A 15,477-nucleotide genomic window follows, 5' to 3' on the forward strand; every position below is an offset into this window, starting at 1 on the left:
GATTCCGCGATGACGACGACCGCCGGCGCGCCGCGCTGCCTGGCCGTGATGCCTGCCGGCGGCACCGGTTCGAGGCTCGGCGCCGAGGTGCCGAAGCAGTACCTCGACCTGCGGGGCGAGCCGATGATCGCGCGCGCCGCGCGCGGGCTTCTGGCCGCGCCCTGGATCGAGCGGCTCGTGGTCGTCGTGGCGCCCGGCGATCGGCGCGCCGAGGCCGCGCTCGCGGGCCTGCCGCGCACGACCCTGCTGCGCGAGGGCGGCCCGACCCGTCGCGACACGGTGCTGGCCGGACTGCGCTGCCTGCAGCGCGAGCACGCCGCGGGTCCGCTCGACTGGGCGCTGGTGCACGATGCGGCGCGCCCCGGCCTGGACCTCGCCACGCTCGACGGCCTGCGCGATGCGCTGGCCGGCGATCCGGTCGGCGGCCTGCTGGCGTTGCCGGTCAGCGACACGGTCAAGCGCGCCGACTCGGCGGACGCGCCGCGGGTGGCCGGCACGCTCCAGCGCGAGGGGCTCTGGCTGGCCCAGACGCCGCAGATGTTCAGGCTGGGCCCGCTGCTCGATGCGCTGGCCCGCTTTCCCGAGGTGACCGACGAGGCTGCCGCGATCGAGCGCGCCGGCCTGGCGCCGCGCCTGGTCGCCGGCTCGCGCGCGAACTTCAAGGTGACCACCGCGGACGATCTCGAACTGATGCGGCGCCTGCTGGCGGACGCGCGGCCCGCGCCGCCCGAATGAGGCCGCGCCGCGCCGACCAGGAGGACCCGATGAACGACGAATCCGCACCCCTTGCCGCCGGCGGCGGCCCGGCCTTCCGGATCGGCCAGGGCTGGGACGTTCACGCGCTGGTTCCCGGCCGCCAGCTGATCGTGGGCGGCGTCGCGATCCCGCACACGCACGGGCTGCTCGGCCACTCCGACGCCGACGTGCTGCTGCACGCGATCACCGACGCGATCCTCGGGGCGGCGGCGCTCGGCGACATCGGGCGGCACTTTCCCGACACCGATCCCGCCTTCGCCGGCGCCGACAGCGTCGCCCTGCTGGCCGAGGCGACGCGACGCGTGCGCGCGGCCGGCTTCGAGATCGGCAACGTCGACGCCACGATCGTTGCGCAGGCGCCGAAGATGGCGCCGCACATCGCCGCGATGGTCGCGCGCATCGCGGCCGCGCTCGGCGTCGACCCGGGCCGCGTGAACGTGAAGGCCAAGACCAGCGAGCGGCTCGGCTACCTGGGCCGCGGCGAGGCGATCGCGGCCGACGCGGTCGCTCTGCTGGTGCGCGGCTGAAGCGCGCCCGGCAGGGGCTGCGCGCTGCGTTATAGTCTCCCCCGACCCGGACCGGCGCCCCGCATGCGGACCGGCCCGAACGGCATTCATTCGAGGAGAGGATCGATGGGCGATCAAGTGAAGTACCTGCTGGACGAGAGCAGGATCCCGAAGCACTGGTACAACATCCAGGCCGACCTTCCGAAGGCGCTGCCGCCGGTGCTGCACCCCGGCACGATGAAGCCGGTCGGCCCCGACGACCTCGCGCCGCTGTTCCCGATGGCGCTGATCATGCAGGAGGTCACCACCGAGCGCGAGATCGAGATCCCCGAGCCGGTGCGCGACATCTATCGCGTGTGGCGTCCGGCGCCGCTGTTCCGCGCGCGCCGCCTCGAGCAGGCGCTGGGCACGCCGGCCAAGATCTTCTACAAGTACGAGGGCGTGAGCCCGGCGGGCAGCCACAAGCCGAACACCGCGGTCGCCCAGGCCTTCTACAACAAGGAGGCCGGCGTCACCCGCCTGACCACCGAGACCGGCGCCGGCCAGTGGGGCTCGTCGCTGGCCTTCGCCGGCGCGCTGTTCGGCATCGACGTCACGGTCTTCCAGGTGCGCGTTTCCTACGACCAGAAGCCGTATCGCCGCGCGCTGATGGAGTCCTACGGCGCGCGCTGCGTCGCGTCGCCGTCCAGCGAGACCGAGTACGGCCGCGCGGTGCTCGCGCAGCGTCCCGACCACCCGGGCAGCCTCGGCATCGCGATCTCCGAGGCGGTGGAGATCGCCGCGCAGCGCGAGGACACCAAGTACGCGCTCGGCTCGGTTCTCAACCACGTGCTGCTGCACCAGACCGTGGTCGGCCTGGAGGCGATCGAGCAGATGGAGATGGCCGACGCATATCCGGACGTGATCGTCGGCTGCACCGGCGGCGGCTCGAACTTCGCCGGCATCACCTTTCCGTTCATCGGCGCGGGGCTGCGCGGCGGCGCCAAGCCGCGCATCGTGGCGGTCGAGCCGGCCGCCTGCCCGTCGCTCACGCGCGGCAAGTACGCGTACGACTTCGGCGACACCGGGCACATGACGCCGCTCACGAAGATGCACACGCTGGGCTCGACCTTCACGCCGCCGGGCTTCCACGCGGGCGGCCTGCGCTACCACGGCATGGCGCCGCTGGTCTCGCACCTGAAGGAGCTGGGCCTGATCGAGGCGGTCGCCTACCACCAGGTCGAATGCTTCGCCGCCGGCATCCAGTTCGCGCGCACCGAAGGCATCCTGCCCGCGCCGGAGGCCAACCACGCGGTCAAGGGCGCGATCGAGGAGGCGCTGCGCTGCAAGCGGGAAGGGCGCTCGGAGACGATCCTGTTCAACCTGTGCGGCCACGGCCACTTCGACATGCAGGCCTACATGGACTACGCGTCGGGCAAGCTGACCGACCAGAAGTACGACGAGAAGGAGCTGGCGATGGCCCTTTCGGGCCTGCCCAGCGTGCCCGAGCCCGCCTGAGGCAAGGGTCGGGCGGGGCGCCCGGCGTGGCGCCCCGCGCAAGCGAGAACGGAGCCGGCATGCAGGTCGAGGTTCGACACGACGAGGCGGCGTCGCGATTCGAGGCCACCGTGGAAGGGCTGCTCTGCCGGGCCGACTACCGGCTCGACGGCGACACGATGCGGGTCTTCCACACCGAGGTGCCGCCCGCCCTCGAGGGGCGCGGCATCGCTGCGGAGCTGGTGCGCGCGCTGTTCGCGCATGCCGCCGACCGGGGCCTGAAGGTCGACCCCCTCTGCTCCTACGTGCGCGCCTGGGCGCGGCGCCATCCCGAGGTGCAGGGCCTGCTCGCGCGCGGCAGCTGAGCCTCGCCCGCCCGATCGCGATGCCGGTCCACACCGACGCCGCCGGCGAGCAGGCCTGGAACTCGGCCGCGATCTCGGCGCGCCCGGCTTCGGTCGCCTCGCGGGTCTGGCTGTGGCCGAGGCCGGCGATCGTGCTGGGTTGCGCGCAGCGCGGTCTCGCCGAGGCAGTGCGCGATCGTGTCGGAAGCCGGATCGAGGTGCGGGTTCGCGAGGCGGGTGGCGGCGCGGTGCTGGTCGGACCCTGGATGATCGGGGTGTCGCTGGTGCTGCCCGCGAGCGATCCTCGCGCCGGACGGTCGCCTACCGACGGCTACGCCTGGCTGTCGCTGCGCCTGGTCGAGGCTTTGCGCTCTGCGGGCTGCAACGCGCGGGCCGTGCCTCCCGCGGAACTGCGAGGCAGCGCGCCGGATGGGGCGCCCGCGGCGGCCCCGCGTGCGGACGCCTGGCCTTCGGCGACGCCTGTGACCTGGGCCTGCTTCGGCTCGCTGTCGCCGTGGGAGATCGTCGATGCGCGCGGCCGCAAGCTGGTCGGGCTTGCGCAGCGGCGCACGCGCGACGCGGTGCTGCTGGTGGCCGGGGTGCTCGCGACCGAGCCGCAGTGGGAGATACTTTGCAGCGCGATGGGTTATCCGGGCGACGCGCAGCGGCTGCGGCAGCTGACCGCGGCCTGCCTGCCGACGGGCGCGCAGGCGACCGAACTTTCGGCCCGGATCGAGGCGGAGATCGCGCGGTACTGATCCGCTCGCGGGCTGTCCGCGCCGCTCAGAGCGTGTGAAGAAATCGTAGCGAGCGGCCCGAGGTCGCGTCGAGAAGCGCAGCCGTACGGAGGAGTACGGCGAGCATCGCAGGTGCGAGACCGGGCCGCGCAGTAGATTTATTCACACGCTCTCAGGCCAGGTCGCCCACCAGCGCCGCGCGAGTCTCTGCCGAAACCGGCTCCTGCGAGGCCTTGTAGTTCGCGTGGTCCACGCCGATCGACAGCGGCACGCCGTACTTCAGCGCGGCGGCCATGTCCTCGGTCAGCTCGAAGCGCATGAAGTGCACCGACGAGGTCTTCTCCTCGTTCTCGCGCTCCAGGTCCTCGTCGGCGATCGCGTAGACCTTCGGGGAGCCTTCGACCTGCACCCAGACCTTGTCCTCGATGCCGATCAGCTTCGCGAGCTCGCGCTTGCGCACGTCGGCGTCCTCGTACTCGATCAGCATCGTGGCCTTCAGGTTGCGGCCGTCCGGGATCAGCGGGTTGTAGGCCTCGAGCTCGTGCTCGATGCCTTCTTCCTCGAAGATCTTCTCGATGCGCAGCATCTCCTGGATCTGGTAGCGGACCGTCAGCTCGTCCTCGAACAGCAGCGTGACGTGCTCGCCCAGATGGACGGTGCGGTGCTTCTTGTGCTCGATGACCTTCTTGCGGAACTCGGGCCGCGCCTTGGCGTAGGCCTCGAGGGTCATCAGCGAGTCACGGGTGACTTTCGGCATTTCGTGTTCCATTCATCGATCCGGAGCGGGGCGTGGGACCCGGTTCGACCAAGCGTGTATCGGGGAGCGACTCGAACCGGGTCCCACGCCCCGGTCCGGGTCGACTGACTCATGCCAGGCCGTAGGCCATGCGAAGCAGGGTGATCGGATGCGCCAGCTTGCCGTCGACGTTGCGGCCGGCCTCGGTCATCCCCTGCTCGATGTGGTGCCCGGCCAGCTGGCAGTCCGACGCGATCCAGTCGGGCTCGCCGCCGCCGGGATGCTCGGCCATCTGCCGGAACACCGGGCGGCCGATCTTCATCGCGACCTCGTGGAACTCCTTCTTCACGCCCCAGGTGCCGGCGTGGCCCGAGCAGCGTTCGATCGCGTTGACGTTGGTGTCGGGCACCATCTGCAGCATCTCGCGGGTCTTCTGGCCCACGTTCTGCACCCGCAGGTGACAGGCGATGTGGTACGAGACCTTGCCCAGCGCGGTCTTGAAGTCGGTCTTGAGCAGGCCGTCCTTCGCGCGCGCGACGAAGTACTCGAACGGGTCGTACATCGCCTCCTGGACCGCCTTCACGTCGGCATCGTCCGGGAACATCAGCGGCAGTTCCTGCTTGAACATCAGCGCGCAGGACGGGATGGGCGCGAGGATCGCATAGCCCTCGCGCGCGAGCTTCGCCAGCGCCGGGATGTTCTTCTCCTTGAGCGCCGCCACCGACTCGAGGTCGCCGAGCTCGAGCTTCGGCATGCCGCAACAGGCCTCCTTCTCGGCCAGCACGTGCGGGATCTCGTTGTGGTCGAGCACCTTGATCAGGTCGTGGCCGATGCCGGGCTCGTTGTAGTTGATGTAGCAGGTCGCGTAGATCGCCACCTTGCCGGGCGTGCGCTCGCCGTCGCGCACCGGGTAGCCCTTCGAGGGTGCCGCGTAGGAGCGGAACTTCTCGCTGGTGAAATCCGGCAGCCAGGCCTTGTGGTGGACGCCGAGCTGCTTCTCGACGACGTTGCGCACGGTCTTGTTCTTCGCGAGCGCGTTGACCGCCTTGACCACGACCGGGATGCCGGCCAGCGTGCCGTTGCGGTCGGTCGACGACAGCGTCTTGTCGCGGAACTGGGTGGGCGTGCCCTGCCTGAACTGGATCGCCTTCGCGCGCAGCATCAGGTGCGGGAAGTCGAGATTCCACGGGTGCGGCGGCACGTACGGGCACTTCGTCATGTAGCAGACGTCGCACAGGTAGCACTGGTCGACGACCTTCCAGTAGTCCTTGCGGTCGACCCCGTCGATTTCCATCGTCGACGACTCGTCGACCAGGTCGAACAGCGTCGGAAACGCGTTGCACAGGCTGACGCAGCGCCGGCATCCGTGGCAGATGTCGAACACCCGCTCCATTTCGTCGAGCGCCGCCTTCTCGTCGTAGAACTCGGGGTTCTTCCAGTCGAGCGGATGGCGGGTAGGGGCTTCGAGCGAACCTTCGCGTACGGTCATCGTCGTTACCTGCAGAAGTCGTGGAATTCGAGCTTGGCGGCCGCGGCGGCCCGCCGCGGATTCCGGTGCGTTGCGCGCGCCGGAGCCTGGAACGAAAAGGGGAGCGCGAGCGCTCCCCCGTCCGCTGGCCGGGGAACGTGCGCGCAGGTCGGCCGACCCGCGCGCCGCAGCCCCGGACGGGCGCTCAGGCCAGGCCTTCGAGGGCCTTGGCGAACTTGTTCGCGTGCGAACGCTCGGCCTTGGCCAGCGTCTCGAACCAGTCGGCGATCTCGTCGAAACCCTCGTCGCGGGCGGTCTTGGCCATGCCCGGGTACATGTCGGTGTACTCGTGGGTCTCGCCGGCGACGGCGGCCTTCAGGTTGGCTTCCGACGGGCCGATCGGCAGGTCGGTGGCCGGGTCGCCCACTTCGGCCAGGTAGTCCAGGTGGCCGTGCGCGTGGCCGGTCTCGCCTTCGGCGGTCGAGCGGAACAGCGCGGCGACTTCGGGATGACCCTCGACGTCGGCCTTGTTTGCGAAGTACAGGTAGCGGCGGTTGGCCTGGCTCTCGCCGGCGAACGCGTCCTTCAGATTCTGATGCGTCTTGGTTCCCTTGAGGGTCGGCATTGAAGTCTCCTTGACTTGCGTTGGGTCGGAGGAACGTCGCGCCGCGTTCGAGCGGTCGTCGACGGGCAAGGGGAGGTTAGCAAAGTCCGATTGCGAGTGCCAATTGACGATGCATATGCGATTGATTGGTCGAGACTATCGCGTGCTTCGACGACAGGCCGTTGCGGGCCCCGGCAGTGTGCTCCGCGTTCGCCGGGCTCACGCAGCCAGCGTCGGCAACTCGAGTATCGCGCGCAGGCCCTTGCCGGCCTCCGAGGCGAGCGCGAGGCTGCCGCCGTAGCGCCGCGCGATCCGCTCGACGATCGCCAGCCCCAGCCCGGCGCCGCCGGCGTCGCTGCGCTCGGCGTCGAGCCGCTCGAAGGGACGCGTCAGTCGCTCGAGCTGGTCTGGCGGCACGCCGGGGCCGGCATCCGAGACCTCGATCCGGATCCCGCCCGGCGTGGCGGCAGCGCGCAGGTCGATCCGCGCGATGCCGTCGGGGCTGCGGCCGTAGCGCAGCGCGTTGTCGATCAGGTTGCCGATCGCCCTGGCCAGGTCGGTCGGGTCGCCCCGCCAGGACCGCGTGTCGCCCGCGTCGACCGAGAGCTCCAGCGTATCGGTGGCCGCGAGCGGCCGGTAGCTCGCCGCGGTCGCCTCGATCAGCGCGGGCACGTCGACGGTCTCGCCGCGCGGCGGCTGCGCGATCCGCGCGTAGTGCACGAACTGTCCGACGATCCGGTCGATGCGCTCGATGTCGCCGGCCATCGCGTCGCGCTGGGCCTCTTCGAGCGCCGCCAACTCGATCTCCATGCGCAGCCGCGCGAGCGGGCTGCGGATGTCGTGCGAGATGCCGGCCAGCGCGATCGTCCGGTCGCGCTCGAGCGCCGCGAGGTCGGCTGCCATGCGGTTGAAGCGCCGGTTCAGCTCGGCGATCTCGCTGGGGCCGCTGACCGGCAGCGCCGGTGGCGGCTCGCCCCGGCTCACCGCGCCGAGCGCGCGCGCCAGCACCGCGAGCGGCCGGTTGACCAGGCGCGAGAGCAGCAGCGCGCCCACCAGCGACAGCGACAGCGCGATCGCGCCGAGCAGGCGGATGCTGGGCCCGAACTGCCGCTCGATTCGCTCGCGCGGCAGGATCAGCCAGTAGGCGTCGCCCTCGATGCCGAAGCTGATCCACACGCCGTCGACGCCGTTGACGCGCCCGGCGACCTGGGTCGGCTCGCCGAGCAGCTGCCGCAGGCGCGGCTCGATCGCGCGCAGCCGCGGGCCGGAGCCCTGCGGATCGATCCGGTCGCCCGGCTCGAGCGGCAGCACGCGGACCCCTTCGTCGCGCGCGAGCTCCTCGAGCAGCAGCAGCCGGCGCTCGGCGTCGGCGCTGACCAGCGCAGAGCGGGTCAGGTTCAGCACGGTGGCCAGCTCCCAGGCCAGCCGTTGCTCGGGCGGCGCCGGGTCGAGCAGCCGCATCGCGCCGAGCGTGGCGGCCAGGCTCGCCACGATCAGCGCGCCGAGCATCAGGAATGTGCGCCAGAACAGGCTGATCCGCGGCATCGGCGGCCGGCTCACTGGCCGTCGGGCACGAACACGTAGCCGACGCCCCAGACGGTCTGGATGTAGCGGGGTTGTTGCGGGTCGGTCTCGATCAGCTTTCGCAGCCGCGACACCTGGACGTCGAGGCTGCGGTCGTAGGCGCCGTACTCGCGGCCGCGGGCGAGCGCCATCAGCTTCTCGCGCGACAGCGGCGAGCGCGGGTGGCGCACCAGGGTCTTGAGCACCGAGAACTCCCCCGAGGTGAGCGGCACCGGCTCGCCGTCGCGCGTCAGCGCCCGGGTGGCGAGGTTCAGCACGAAGGGGCCGAAGGCCACTTCCTCGGGCTCGGCCGACGGCGCGCCCGGCAGCTCGGGCGGCGGCTGGCGGCGCAGCACCGCGTGGATGCGGGCCAGCAACTCGCGCGGATTGAAGGGCTTGGGCAGGTAGTCGTCGGCACCGACCTCGAGCCCTATGATGCGGTCGACGTCGTCGCCGCGCGCGGTCAGCATCACGACCGGCGTGCGTTCGCCGGCGCCGCGCAGCCGGCGCACGATCGACAGGCCGTCCTCGCCGGGCAGCATCAGGTCGAGCACGATCAGGTCGAAGTTCTCGCGCAACAGCAGCCGGTTCATGGCCGGCCCGTCGGCGGCGAGGCTCACCTCGAAGCCGTTGTCGGTCAGGTAGCGCCTGAGCAGGTCGCGCATCCTCGGATCGTCGTCGACGATCAGCAGCTTCCTGGGCGCCGTGGCATTGGTGTTCATGGCGTCGATGATAGCCTCGGCGCCGCGGGCGCGGCGCGCGCAGCCGCCGGCCGGTTTACCGCTTGTTACAGCGCTTACCGCATCGGCGGTATCCGCGCGGCGACGGGGCTGGCTAGAATTCGGGCATGAATCTGGCACCCCCGTCCTCCCGCCGCCGTTTTCTCGGCCGTCTCGCCGGGCTCGCCCTTGCGGTCGGCCTGGGGGCGGCCGCCGCGGCGCACGCCCCGCAGGCCGCGGCGCAGCCGGGCGGGCGCCAGCAACCCGGACGGGGCCGGCTCGATCAGGACGAGCGCGACCGTCTCCGGCGCGACCTTCGCGAGCGCGGCTTCGAGGGCTGGCCGCGCCGCGAGGCCGAGCCGGAGCGGGGCGCGGGGCGCGGCTTCGGCGGGCCGGGCCGCGATCCCGGTTTCGGCCAGCCCGGAAGGCTCTCCGACGACGAGCGGCAGCAGTTGCGCAGGCAGCTGCGCGAGGCAGGGCGACGCCGCAACTAGGGGCGCTCGCCGAACCGCCCTAGAATCGCGTTCTCCATGACACGCGATTCCCTTCCGAACGATGCCCAAGCGCCGGGTGGCACCCGGCTGCTCGCGCTGGCGACGTCCGGCGCGTGGGCCTCGGCCGCGCTGCTCAGGACGGGGCAGGCCGGCATCGAGTGCGACAGCCTTGCCGAGCCGGCGGGCCCGGACCAGTCGGCGCGCATGCTCGCGATGATCGGCGAGCTGCTGCCCCGCGAGAAGCTGGACTCGCTCGACGCGATCGCCTTCGATGCCGGCCCCGGCGCGTTCACCGGGCTGCGGATCGGCTGCTCGGTCGCGCAGGGCCTGGCCTTCGCGCGCGGCCTGCCGCTGATCGAGGTCGGCAGCCTCGAGGCGGCCGCCTGGCGCAGCCTGCGCGCGAGCGGCCTGCCGGCGGCGCTGGTGCTGGCGGTCAACGACGCGCGCATGGGCGAGGTCTACGCCGCGCTCTTCTCGGTCAGCGCGCCGGCCTCCGATGCCGGCGCCCCGATCTGCGAGCTCCTCGCGGGGCCGGCGGTCGCGCGGCCCGAGGCGCCGCCCCCGGCACTGGCGCGCGCCGCGCTCGAGCCGGCGCGGCCCGATCTTGCCGGCCGGCCCTCCCTGGCGGCCGGCGACGCATGGCACGGCATCGGCCTGGGCGAGGGATGGCGGCGTGCCATCGGGCTCGCGCCGGGCGCCGGGCCGCAGGCCGCGCTGCGCTCGGCACAGCCGGGCGATGCCCGGGCGGTCGCCGAGCTGGCGCTCGGGCTGTGGCGGGCAGGCCTCGCGGTGCCGGCCGAGGCGGCGTCGCCGCGCTACGTCCGCGACAAGGTGGCGCTCGACGTCGACGAGCAGCGGCTGCTGCGCGAGCGCAAGGCGGGGGCGGCATGAACGCGGGGCCTGAGCAGCAGTCGCCGGACGACCGGAACGGAGGCGCGACGCCGGCGACCGGCGCCGCATCGGCGCGAGGCCCCGCCCGGCCCGGAGGCGTCGCGACGGCTGCGGGCGAGCTGCCGAGCGGTCTGCGCGCGCGGCCGATGACTCGTGCCGATCTGCCGGCGGTGGTCGCGATCGAGAACCGGATCTACCCGTTTCCGTGGTCGGCCGGCAACTTCTCGGATTCGCTCGAGGCCGGCTACGACTGCTGGGCCTTCGAGGCGCCTTCGGGCGAGCTCATCGCCTACTCGATCGCGATGTGGATCCCCGACGAGGTGCACTTGCTCAACCTGAGCGTGGCCGCGCCGCACCAGGGCAGGGGCCTCGGGCGAGCGATCCTCGAATGGCTCTGTGCCGGCGCCGTGCGCCGCGGAGCGATGGGCATGCTGCTCGAGGTGCGCCCGTCCAATCTCCCCGCGCGGCGGCTCTACGACAGCAGCGGCTTCCAGCGGATCGGCGTGCGCCGCCGCTACTATCCGGCGCCCGAGGGACAGCGCGAGGACGCCTGGGTGCTGTTCCGCCGCTTCGGGGCAGGCGAGGGCGGCGGCGCGCCATGAGCACGTCGAAGGATCGCGCCTGGGAGGCGCTGGGCATCGGGCCGCGGTGGGCGCTTCGGGAGCGGCCGGCCCCGGAGTCGCAGTCGGCCCGGCTCCCGCCGGATTTCGAGCGGGCAGACGTCTCCCAGGCGTCCCCGGGGTCCGAAGCCTCCGGGGCTTCCCCGGGGCCCGAGGTCTCCGGGATTTCCACCGGTTCCGCTGCTTCCCCGGTTTCCCTGGTAGAGCGGATGGACTGGCCCGCGCTGCGCGAGGCGGTGGCCGGCTGCCGACTCTGCGGCCTCTGCGAGAGCCGGCGAAACACGGTCTTCGGAGTCGGCGACGAAGCGGCTTCGTGGATGGTCGTCGGCGAAGCGCCCGGCGCCGACGAGGACCGCCTCGGCGAGCCCTTCGTGGGGCGGGCCGGGCAGCTGCTCGACGCGATGCTGGCCGCGGTCGGCCGATCGCGCAGGCAGGGCGTGTTCATCGCCAACGTGCTGAAGTGCCGGCCCCCGGACAACCGCAATCCGTCGCCCGAGGAGATCGAGCGCTGCTCGCCGTACCTGCGGCGACAGGTCGAGCTGGTCGCGCCCGAACTGATCCTGGTCGTCGGGAAGATCGCCGCCCAGGCGCTGCTCGACACCGAAGCCTCGATCGCCAGCCTGCGCGGCCAGGTCCATCGCTACCGGGCCGGCGGCGCCGAGATACCGGTGGTCGTCACCTACCACCCGGCCTACCTGCTGCGCACGCCCCTGGACAAGGGCAAGGCCTGGGCGGACCTCAGGCTCGCGGCGAGGATCAGTGCTTCGGCTCGCCGATGAGGGCGACCGAGTCGAAGCGCCGCTGGTTGGCGCGGTGCAGCGCGATCACGGCGAGCATCGTGGCCGCGACGAAGCCCCCGAACATCACGATCACCAGGTTCACTTCCAGTTCGAGCTTCAGCAGAAGCGAGTAGAGCCCGAGCATCAGCAGGATGTTCAGGTTCTCGTTGAAGTTCTGCACCGCGATCGAGTGGCCCGCGCTGAGCAGCACGTGGCCGCGGTGCTGCAGCAGCGCGTTCATCGGCACGACGAAGAAGCCGGCCAGCCCGCCGATCAGCACCAGCAGCGGCCAGGCGGCCCACTGGGTGGTGACCAGCGTCATCATAGGCACGAGAAGGCCCATCGCGACGCCCACCGGCAGCACGCGCAGCGACTCGCGAAGACGGATCATGCGCGCGGCCGAGACCGCGCCGACCGCGATGCCGAGCGCCACGATGCCCTGCAGGATCGCCGCCTTGTCCAGCGGCATGCCCAGATGGGCACGCGCCCAGTCGAGCACGATGAACTGCAGCGTGGCGCCGGCGCCCCAGAACAGCGTGGTGACCGCCAGCGAGATCTGGCCCAGCTTGTCCTTCCACAGCACCACGCAGCAGTGGCCGAATTCGACGACCAGCCTGACCGGGTTGCGCTGCTGCTCGGGGTAGCGGGCGCCGGTGTCGGGGATACGCAGGTTGAACCACGCGGCGAGCGCGTAGCACAGCGCGATCACCAGGATCGCCATCTCGGCGGGCGAGTCGACGCCGGTGTCGATCCAGGGCAGATCGGCCGCGAGCAGGAACCCCGAGACCCCCGGGCTGATCAGCGCGCCGCCCAGCACGGTGCCCAGCACGATCGAGCCCACCGTGGTCCCTTCGATCCAGCCGTTGGCGGCCACCAGCTTCTCGGGCGGAAGCAGCTCGGTCAGGATGCCGTACTTGGCCGGCGAATAGGCGGCGGCGCCGAAGCCGACCACCGCGTAGGCCAGCAGCGGGTGAACCGAGAAGAACATCAGCGCGCAGCCGACGATCTTCACCGCGTTGGTCACCAGCATCACCTTGCCCTTGGGCATCGAGTCGGCGAAGGCGCCGACGAAGGGCGCGAGCATCACGTACGAGACGGTGAAGAACAGCTTCAGCAGCGGCTTCATCCAGTCCGGCGCGTGCATCTCGATCAGCAGTGCGATCGCCGCGATCAGCAACGCGTTGTCCGCCAGCGACGAGAAGAACTGCGCCGCCATGATCGTGTAGAACCCGCGCTTCATCGGGATGCCAAGGTCTCCATTCCCCCGCGCGGATCCCGTCCTTCCGGGCGTCGGTCGTACGCGCGGCTGCGTTATACCATGCCGCCATGAGCCGACCCATTTCTGCAATCGTTTCGGTCGCCGCGATGCGGCACAACCTCGCGCGGGCGCGCGCGCTCGCGCCCGGCGCCAGGGCCTGGGCGGTGGTCAAGGCCAATGCCTACGGCCACGGCCTGGCGGCCGCGCTCGAGGGCTTCGCCGATGCCGACGGCATGGCGCTGGTCGAGTTCGACAAGGCCGCCCGCTTGCGCGAGGCCGGCTGGCAGCGGCCGATCCTGATGCTGGAAGGCGCCTTCGATCCGCAGGACGTCGCGCAGGCGCGGCGCGACCGGCTCGCGCTGGTGGTCCACGAGCCGCGGCAGCTCGACTGGCTGGCGGCCGCCTCGCCGGCGGCGCCGATCGACGTCCACCTCAAGTTCAACAGCGGGATGAACCGGCTCGGCTTCGACGCGGCCGGGCTGCGCGAGGCGCACGCCCGGCTGTCGGCGCTGCCCGGCATCGGGTCGATCACGCTGGTCACGCACTTCGCCAACTCCGACCTGCCGGGCGGTGCCGACGACGCGATCGCGCGCTTCGAGCGGGCGTGCGCGGGCCTTCCCGGCCAGCGCTCGCTGGCCAATTCGGCGGCGGTGCTGGCCGTGCCCGACGCGCATCGCGACTGGGTCCGGCCCGGCATCATGCTCTACGGCGCCTCGCCCTTCGCCGATCGCAGCGCCGCCGAATGCGGGCTGCGCCCGGCGATGAAGCTGGCCTCGCGGCTGATCGCGGTGCAGCGCCTGGCGCCCGGCGACTCGGTCGGCTACGGCTCGACCTTCACCGCGACCCGGCCGATGCGGATCGGCGTGGTCGCCTGCGGCTATGCCGACGGCTATCCGCGCCACGCGCCGAGCGGCACGCCGGTGGCGGTCGCGGGGCGGCGGACCGGCACCGTCGGGCGGGTCTCGATGGACATGCTCTGCGTGGACCTCGAGCCGGTGCCCGGCGCCAGCCCCGGCGACGAGGTCGAGCTCTGGGGCGGCGGGCTGGTCGACATCGACGAGGTCGCGCAGGCCGCCGGAACGATCGGCTACGAGCTGATGTGCGCGCTCGCGCCGCGCGTGCCGCTCGTCGTCGATCGCGCGGGGGCCTGAGCGATGGCGCGCGCCAAGACCCGCCACGTCTGCAGCGAGTGCGGCGGCGAATCGCCGAAGTGGCAGGGCCAGTGCCCGCACTGCGGCGCCTGGAACACCCTGGTCGAGACGCTCGCCGAGCCGACGGCGAAGGGGCCGCACCGCTACCAGTCGCTCGCGCCGACGCAGGCGGTGGTCACGCTCGACGCGGTGCCGGCCGAGACCGTGCAGCGGCTGGCCACCGGCAGCGACGAGTTCGACCGGGTGCTCGGCGGCGGCCTGGTCGAGGGCTCGGTCGTGCTGATCGGCGGCGACCCGGGCATCGGCAAGTCGACGCTGCTGCTGCAGGCGCTCGCCCACCTGTCCACGAGCCGCCAGGTGCTCTACGTGTCGGGCGAGGAGTCGGCCTCGCAGATCGCGCTGCGCGCGCGGCGGCTGGGCGTCGACGGCGCGCGGTTGCCGCTGCTGGCCGAGATCGAGCTCGAGCGCATCGTGTCGGCGGTCGAGGAGAGGCGGCCTGCGGTCGTCGTGGTCGACTCGATCCAGACCCTTTATTCGTCGCAGCTGCAGTCGGCGCCGGGCTCGGTGGCGCAGGTTCGCGAGTGCGCCGCGCAGCTCACCCGCCTGTCCAAGCAGCTCGGCGTCGCGGTCGTGATGATCGGCCACGTGACCAAGGAGGGCACGCTGGCCGGCCCGCGGGTGCTCGAGCACATCGTCGACACGGTGCTGTACTTCGAGGGCGACGCGCATTCGTCGCACCGCCTGGTGCGGGCCTTCAAGAACCGCTTCGGCGCGGTCAACGAGCTGGGCGTGTTCGCGATGACCGACCGCGGCCTGCGCGGCGTGTCCAACCCGTCGGCGCTGTTCCTGTCGCAGCACGATCGCCAGGTGCCCGGGTCCTGCGTGCTGGTCACCCAGGAGGGCACCCGGCCGCTGCTGGTCGAGGTGCAGGCGCTGGTCGACACTTCGCACGTGGCCAACCCGCGCCGGCTGGCGGTCGGCCTCGAGCAGAGCCGCCTGGCGATGCTGCTCGCGGTGCTGCACCGTCACGCGGGGGTCGCCTGCTTCGACCAGGACGTCTTCATCAACGCGGTCGGGGGCGTGCGGATCGCCGAGCCGGCGGCAGACCTGGCGGTGATGCTGGCGATCGTCTCGTCGCTGAAGAACCGGGCCTTGCCGCGCGGCTTCGCCGTCTTCGGGGAGGTCGGGCTGGCCGGCGAGATCAGGCCGGCGCCGCGCGGGCAGGAGCGGCTGCGCGAGGCGGCCAAGCTCGGCTTCTCGCGGCTGCTGATCCCGAAGGCGAACGCGCCGAAGCGGCCGATCGAGGGGCTGCAGACGGTCGCGCTGGACCGGGTCGACGAGGCGATCGCCGCGGCGTGGGGGTGACGGGAGAGGG

At 72.1% G+C, this 15,477-nt stretch carries 17 protein-coding genes; 11 read left to right on the forward strand and 6 right to left on the reverse strand.

The features are described from left to right. Positions 1 to 9 precede the first annotated feature (9 nt). From ispD to M6I34_RS01275, 5 genes are all read left to right on the forward strand, one after another. Positions 10 to 735, forward strand: coding sequence for a 2-C-methyl-D-erythritol 4-phosphate cytidylyltransferase (ispD, locus tag M6I34_RS01255; protein ID WP_272483906.1), 726 nt, complete (start codon positions 10 to 12; stop codon positions 733 to 735). A 29-nt stretch (positions 736 to 764) separates the two neighbouring features. Then, positions 765 to 1,283, forward strand: a complete 519-nt coding sequence (gene ispF / locus M6I34_RS01260; RefSeq protein ID WP_272483907.1) for a 2-C-methyl-D-erythritol 2,4-cyclodiphosphate synthase — start codon at positions 765 to 767, stop codon at positions 1,281 to 1,283. A gap of 105 nt (positions 1,284 to 1,388) precedes the next feature. Continuing rightward, on the forward strand, positions 1,389 to 2,759 hold the full coding sequence (locus M6I34_RS01265; protein WP_272483908.1) for a TrpB-like pyridoxal phosphate-dependent enzyme: 1,371 nt from the start codon (positions 1,389 to 1,391) through the stop codon (positions 2,757 to 2,759). A 59-nt stretch (positions 2,760 to 2,818) separates the two neighbouring features. Continuing rightward, positions 2,819 to 3,103 (forward strand): GNAT family N-acetyltransferase, encoded by a 285-nt coding sequence (locus tag M6I34_RS01270; RefSeq protein WP_272483909.1) that lies wholly within the window; start codon positions 2,819 to 2,821, stop codon positions 3,101 to 3,103. A 20-nt stretch (positions 3,104 to 3,123) separates the two neighbouring features. After that, the gene (locus tag M6I34_RS01275) at positions 3,124 to 3,840 is read left to right on the forward strand and encodes a lipoyl protein ligase domain-containing protein (RefSeq protein WP_272483910.1); all 717 of its coding nucleotides are present in this window, start codon (positions 3,124 to 3,126) and stop codon (positions 3,838 to 3,840) included. 151 nt (positions 3,841 to 3,991) lie between these two features. On the opposite strand, the gene M6I34_RS01280 is transcribed toward M6I34_RS01275, so the two are convergent. The 5 genes from M6I34_RS01280 to ompR form a co-directional block, all read right to left on the reverse strand. After that, entirely contained in the window at positions 3,992 to 4,588 is a 597-nt protein-coding gene (locus M6I34_RS01280; protein WP_272483911.1) for a DUF3501 family protein, read from the reverse strand. Positions 4,589 to 4,685: 97 nt separating this feature from the next. Further along, positions 4,686 to 6,044 carry a heterodisulfide reductase-related iron-sulfur binding cluster gene (locus M6I34_RS01285; protein WP_272483912.1) on the reverse strand — a complete coding sequence of 453 codons (1,359 nt, stop codon included), beginning with the start codon at positions 6,042 to 6,044 and terminating at the stop codon, positions 4,686 to 4,688. 184 nt (positions 6,045 to 6,228) lie between these two features. Beyond that, complete coding sequence (locus M6I34_RS01290; RefSeq protein ID WP_272483913.1) at positions 6,229 to 6,648, reverse strand: rubrerythrin family protein; 420 nt, start codon at positions 6,646 to 6,648, stop codon at positions 6,229 to 6,231. 198 nt (positions 6,649 to 6,846) lie between these two features. Then, positions 6,847 to 8,172, reverse strand: a complete 1,326-nt coding sequence (locus M6I34_RS01295) for an ATP-binding protein (protein WP_272483914.1) — start codon at positions 8,170 to 8,172, stop codon at positions 6,847 to 6,849. 11 nt (positions 8,173 to 8,183) lie between these two features. Then, on the reverse strand, positions 8,184 to 8,912 hold the full coding sequence (gene ompR, locus M6I34_RS01300; protein ID WP_272483915.1) for an osmolarity response regulator transcription factor OmpR: 729 nt from the start codon (positions 8,910 to 8,912) through the stop codon (positions 8,184 to 8,186). 125 nt (positions 8,913 to 9,037) lie between these two features. On the opposite strand from ompR, the gene M6I34_RS01305 reads away from it, so the two are divergent. The 4 genes from M6I34_RS01305 (at position 9,038) to M6I34_RS01320 (ending at position 11,693) form a co-directional block, all read left to right on the forward strand. Continuing rightward, a complete protein-coding gene (locus M6I34_RS01305) occupies positions 9,038 to 9,403 on the forward strand; it encodes a hypothetical protein (protein WP_272483916.1) in 366 nt (121 codons plus the stop codon). Between the two features lie 36 nt (positions 9,404 to 9,439). After that, complete coding sequence (tsaB, locus tag M6I34_RS01310; RefSeq protein WP_272483917.1) at positions 9,440 to 10,294, forward strand: tRNA (adenosine(37)-N6)-threonylcarbamoyltransferase complex dimerization subunit type 1 TsaB; 855 nt, start codon at positions 9,440 to 9,442, stop codon at positions 10,292 to 10,294. 146 nt (positions 10,295 to 10,440) lie between these two features. Then, positions 10,441 to 10,896, forward strand: coding sequence for a ribosomal protein S18-alanine N-acetyltransferase (gene rimI, locus M6I34_RS01315; protein WP_272483918.1), 456 nt, complete (start codon positions 10,441 to 10,443; stop codon positions 10,894 to 10,896). A 227-nt stretch (positions 10,897 to 11,123) separates the two neighbouring features. Further along, complete coding sequence (locus tag M6I34_RS01320) at positions 11,124 to 11,693, forward strand: uracil-DNA glycosylase (RefSeq protein ID WP_272483919.1); 570 nt, start codon at positions 11,124 to 11,126, stop codon at positions 11,691 to 11,693. On the opposite strand, the gene lplT is transcribed toward M6I34_RS01320, so the two are convergent. Then, positions 11,671 to 12,933, reverse strand: coding sequence for a lysophospholipid transporter LplT (lplT, locus tag M6I34_RS01325; protein ID WP_272483920.1), 1,263 nt, complete (start codon positions 12,931 to 12,933; stop codon positions 11,671 to 11,673). The genes M6I34_RS01320 and lplT overlap by 23 nt on opposite strands. A gap of 86 nt (positions 12,934 to 13,019) precedes the next feature. On the opposite strand from lplT, the gene alr reads away from it, so the two are divergent. Next, the gene (alr, locus tag M6I34_RS01330; protein ID WP_272483921.1) at positions 13,020 to 14,102 is read left to right on the forward strand and encodes an alanine racemase; all 1,083 of its coding nucleotides are present in this window, start codon (positions 13,020 to 13,022) and stop codon (positions 14,100 to 14,102) included. 3 nt (positions 14,103 to 14,105) lie between these two features. Then, entirely contained in the window at positions 14,106 to 15,467 is a 1,362-nt protein-coding gene (gene radA / locus M6I34_RS01335) for a DNA repair protein RadA (protein ID WP_272483922.1), read from the forward strand. Positions 15,468 to 15,477 lie beyond the last annotated feature (10 nt).

The sequence above is a fragment of the Zeimonas sediminis genome (assembly GCF_023721795.1).
GTDB classification, from domain to species: Bacteria; Pseudomonadota; Gammaproteobacteria; order Burkholderiales; family Burkholderiaceae_E; genus Zeimonas; species Zeimonas sediminis.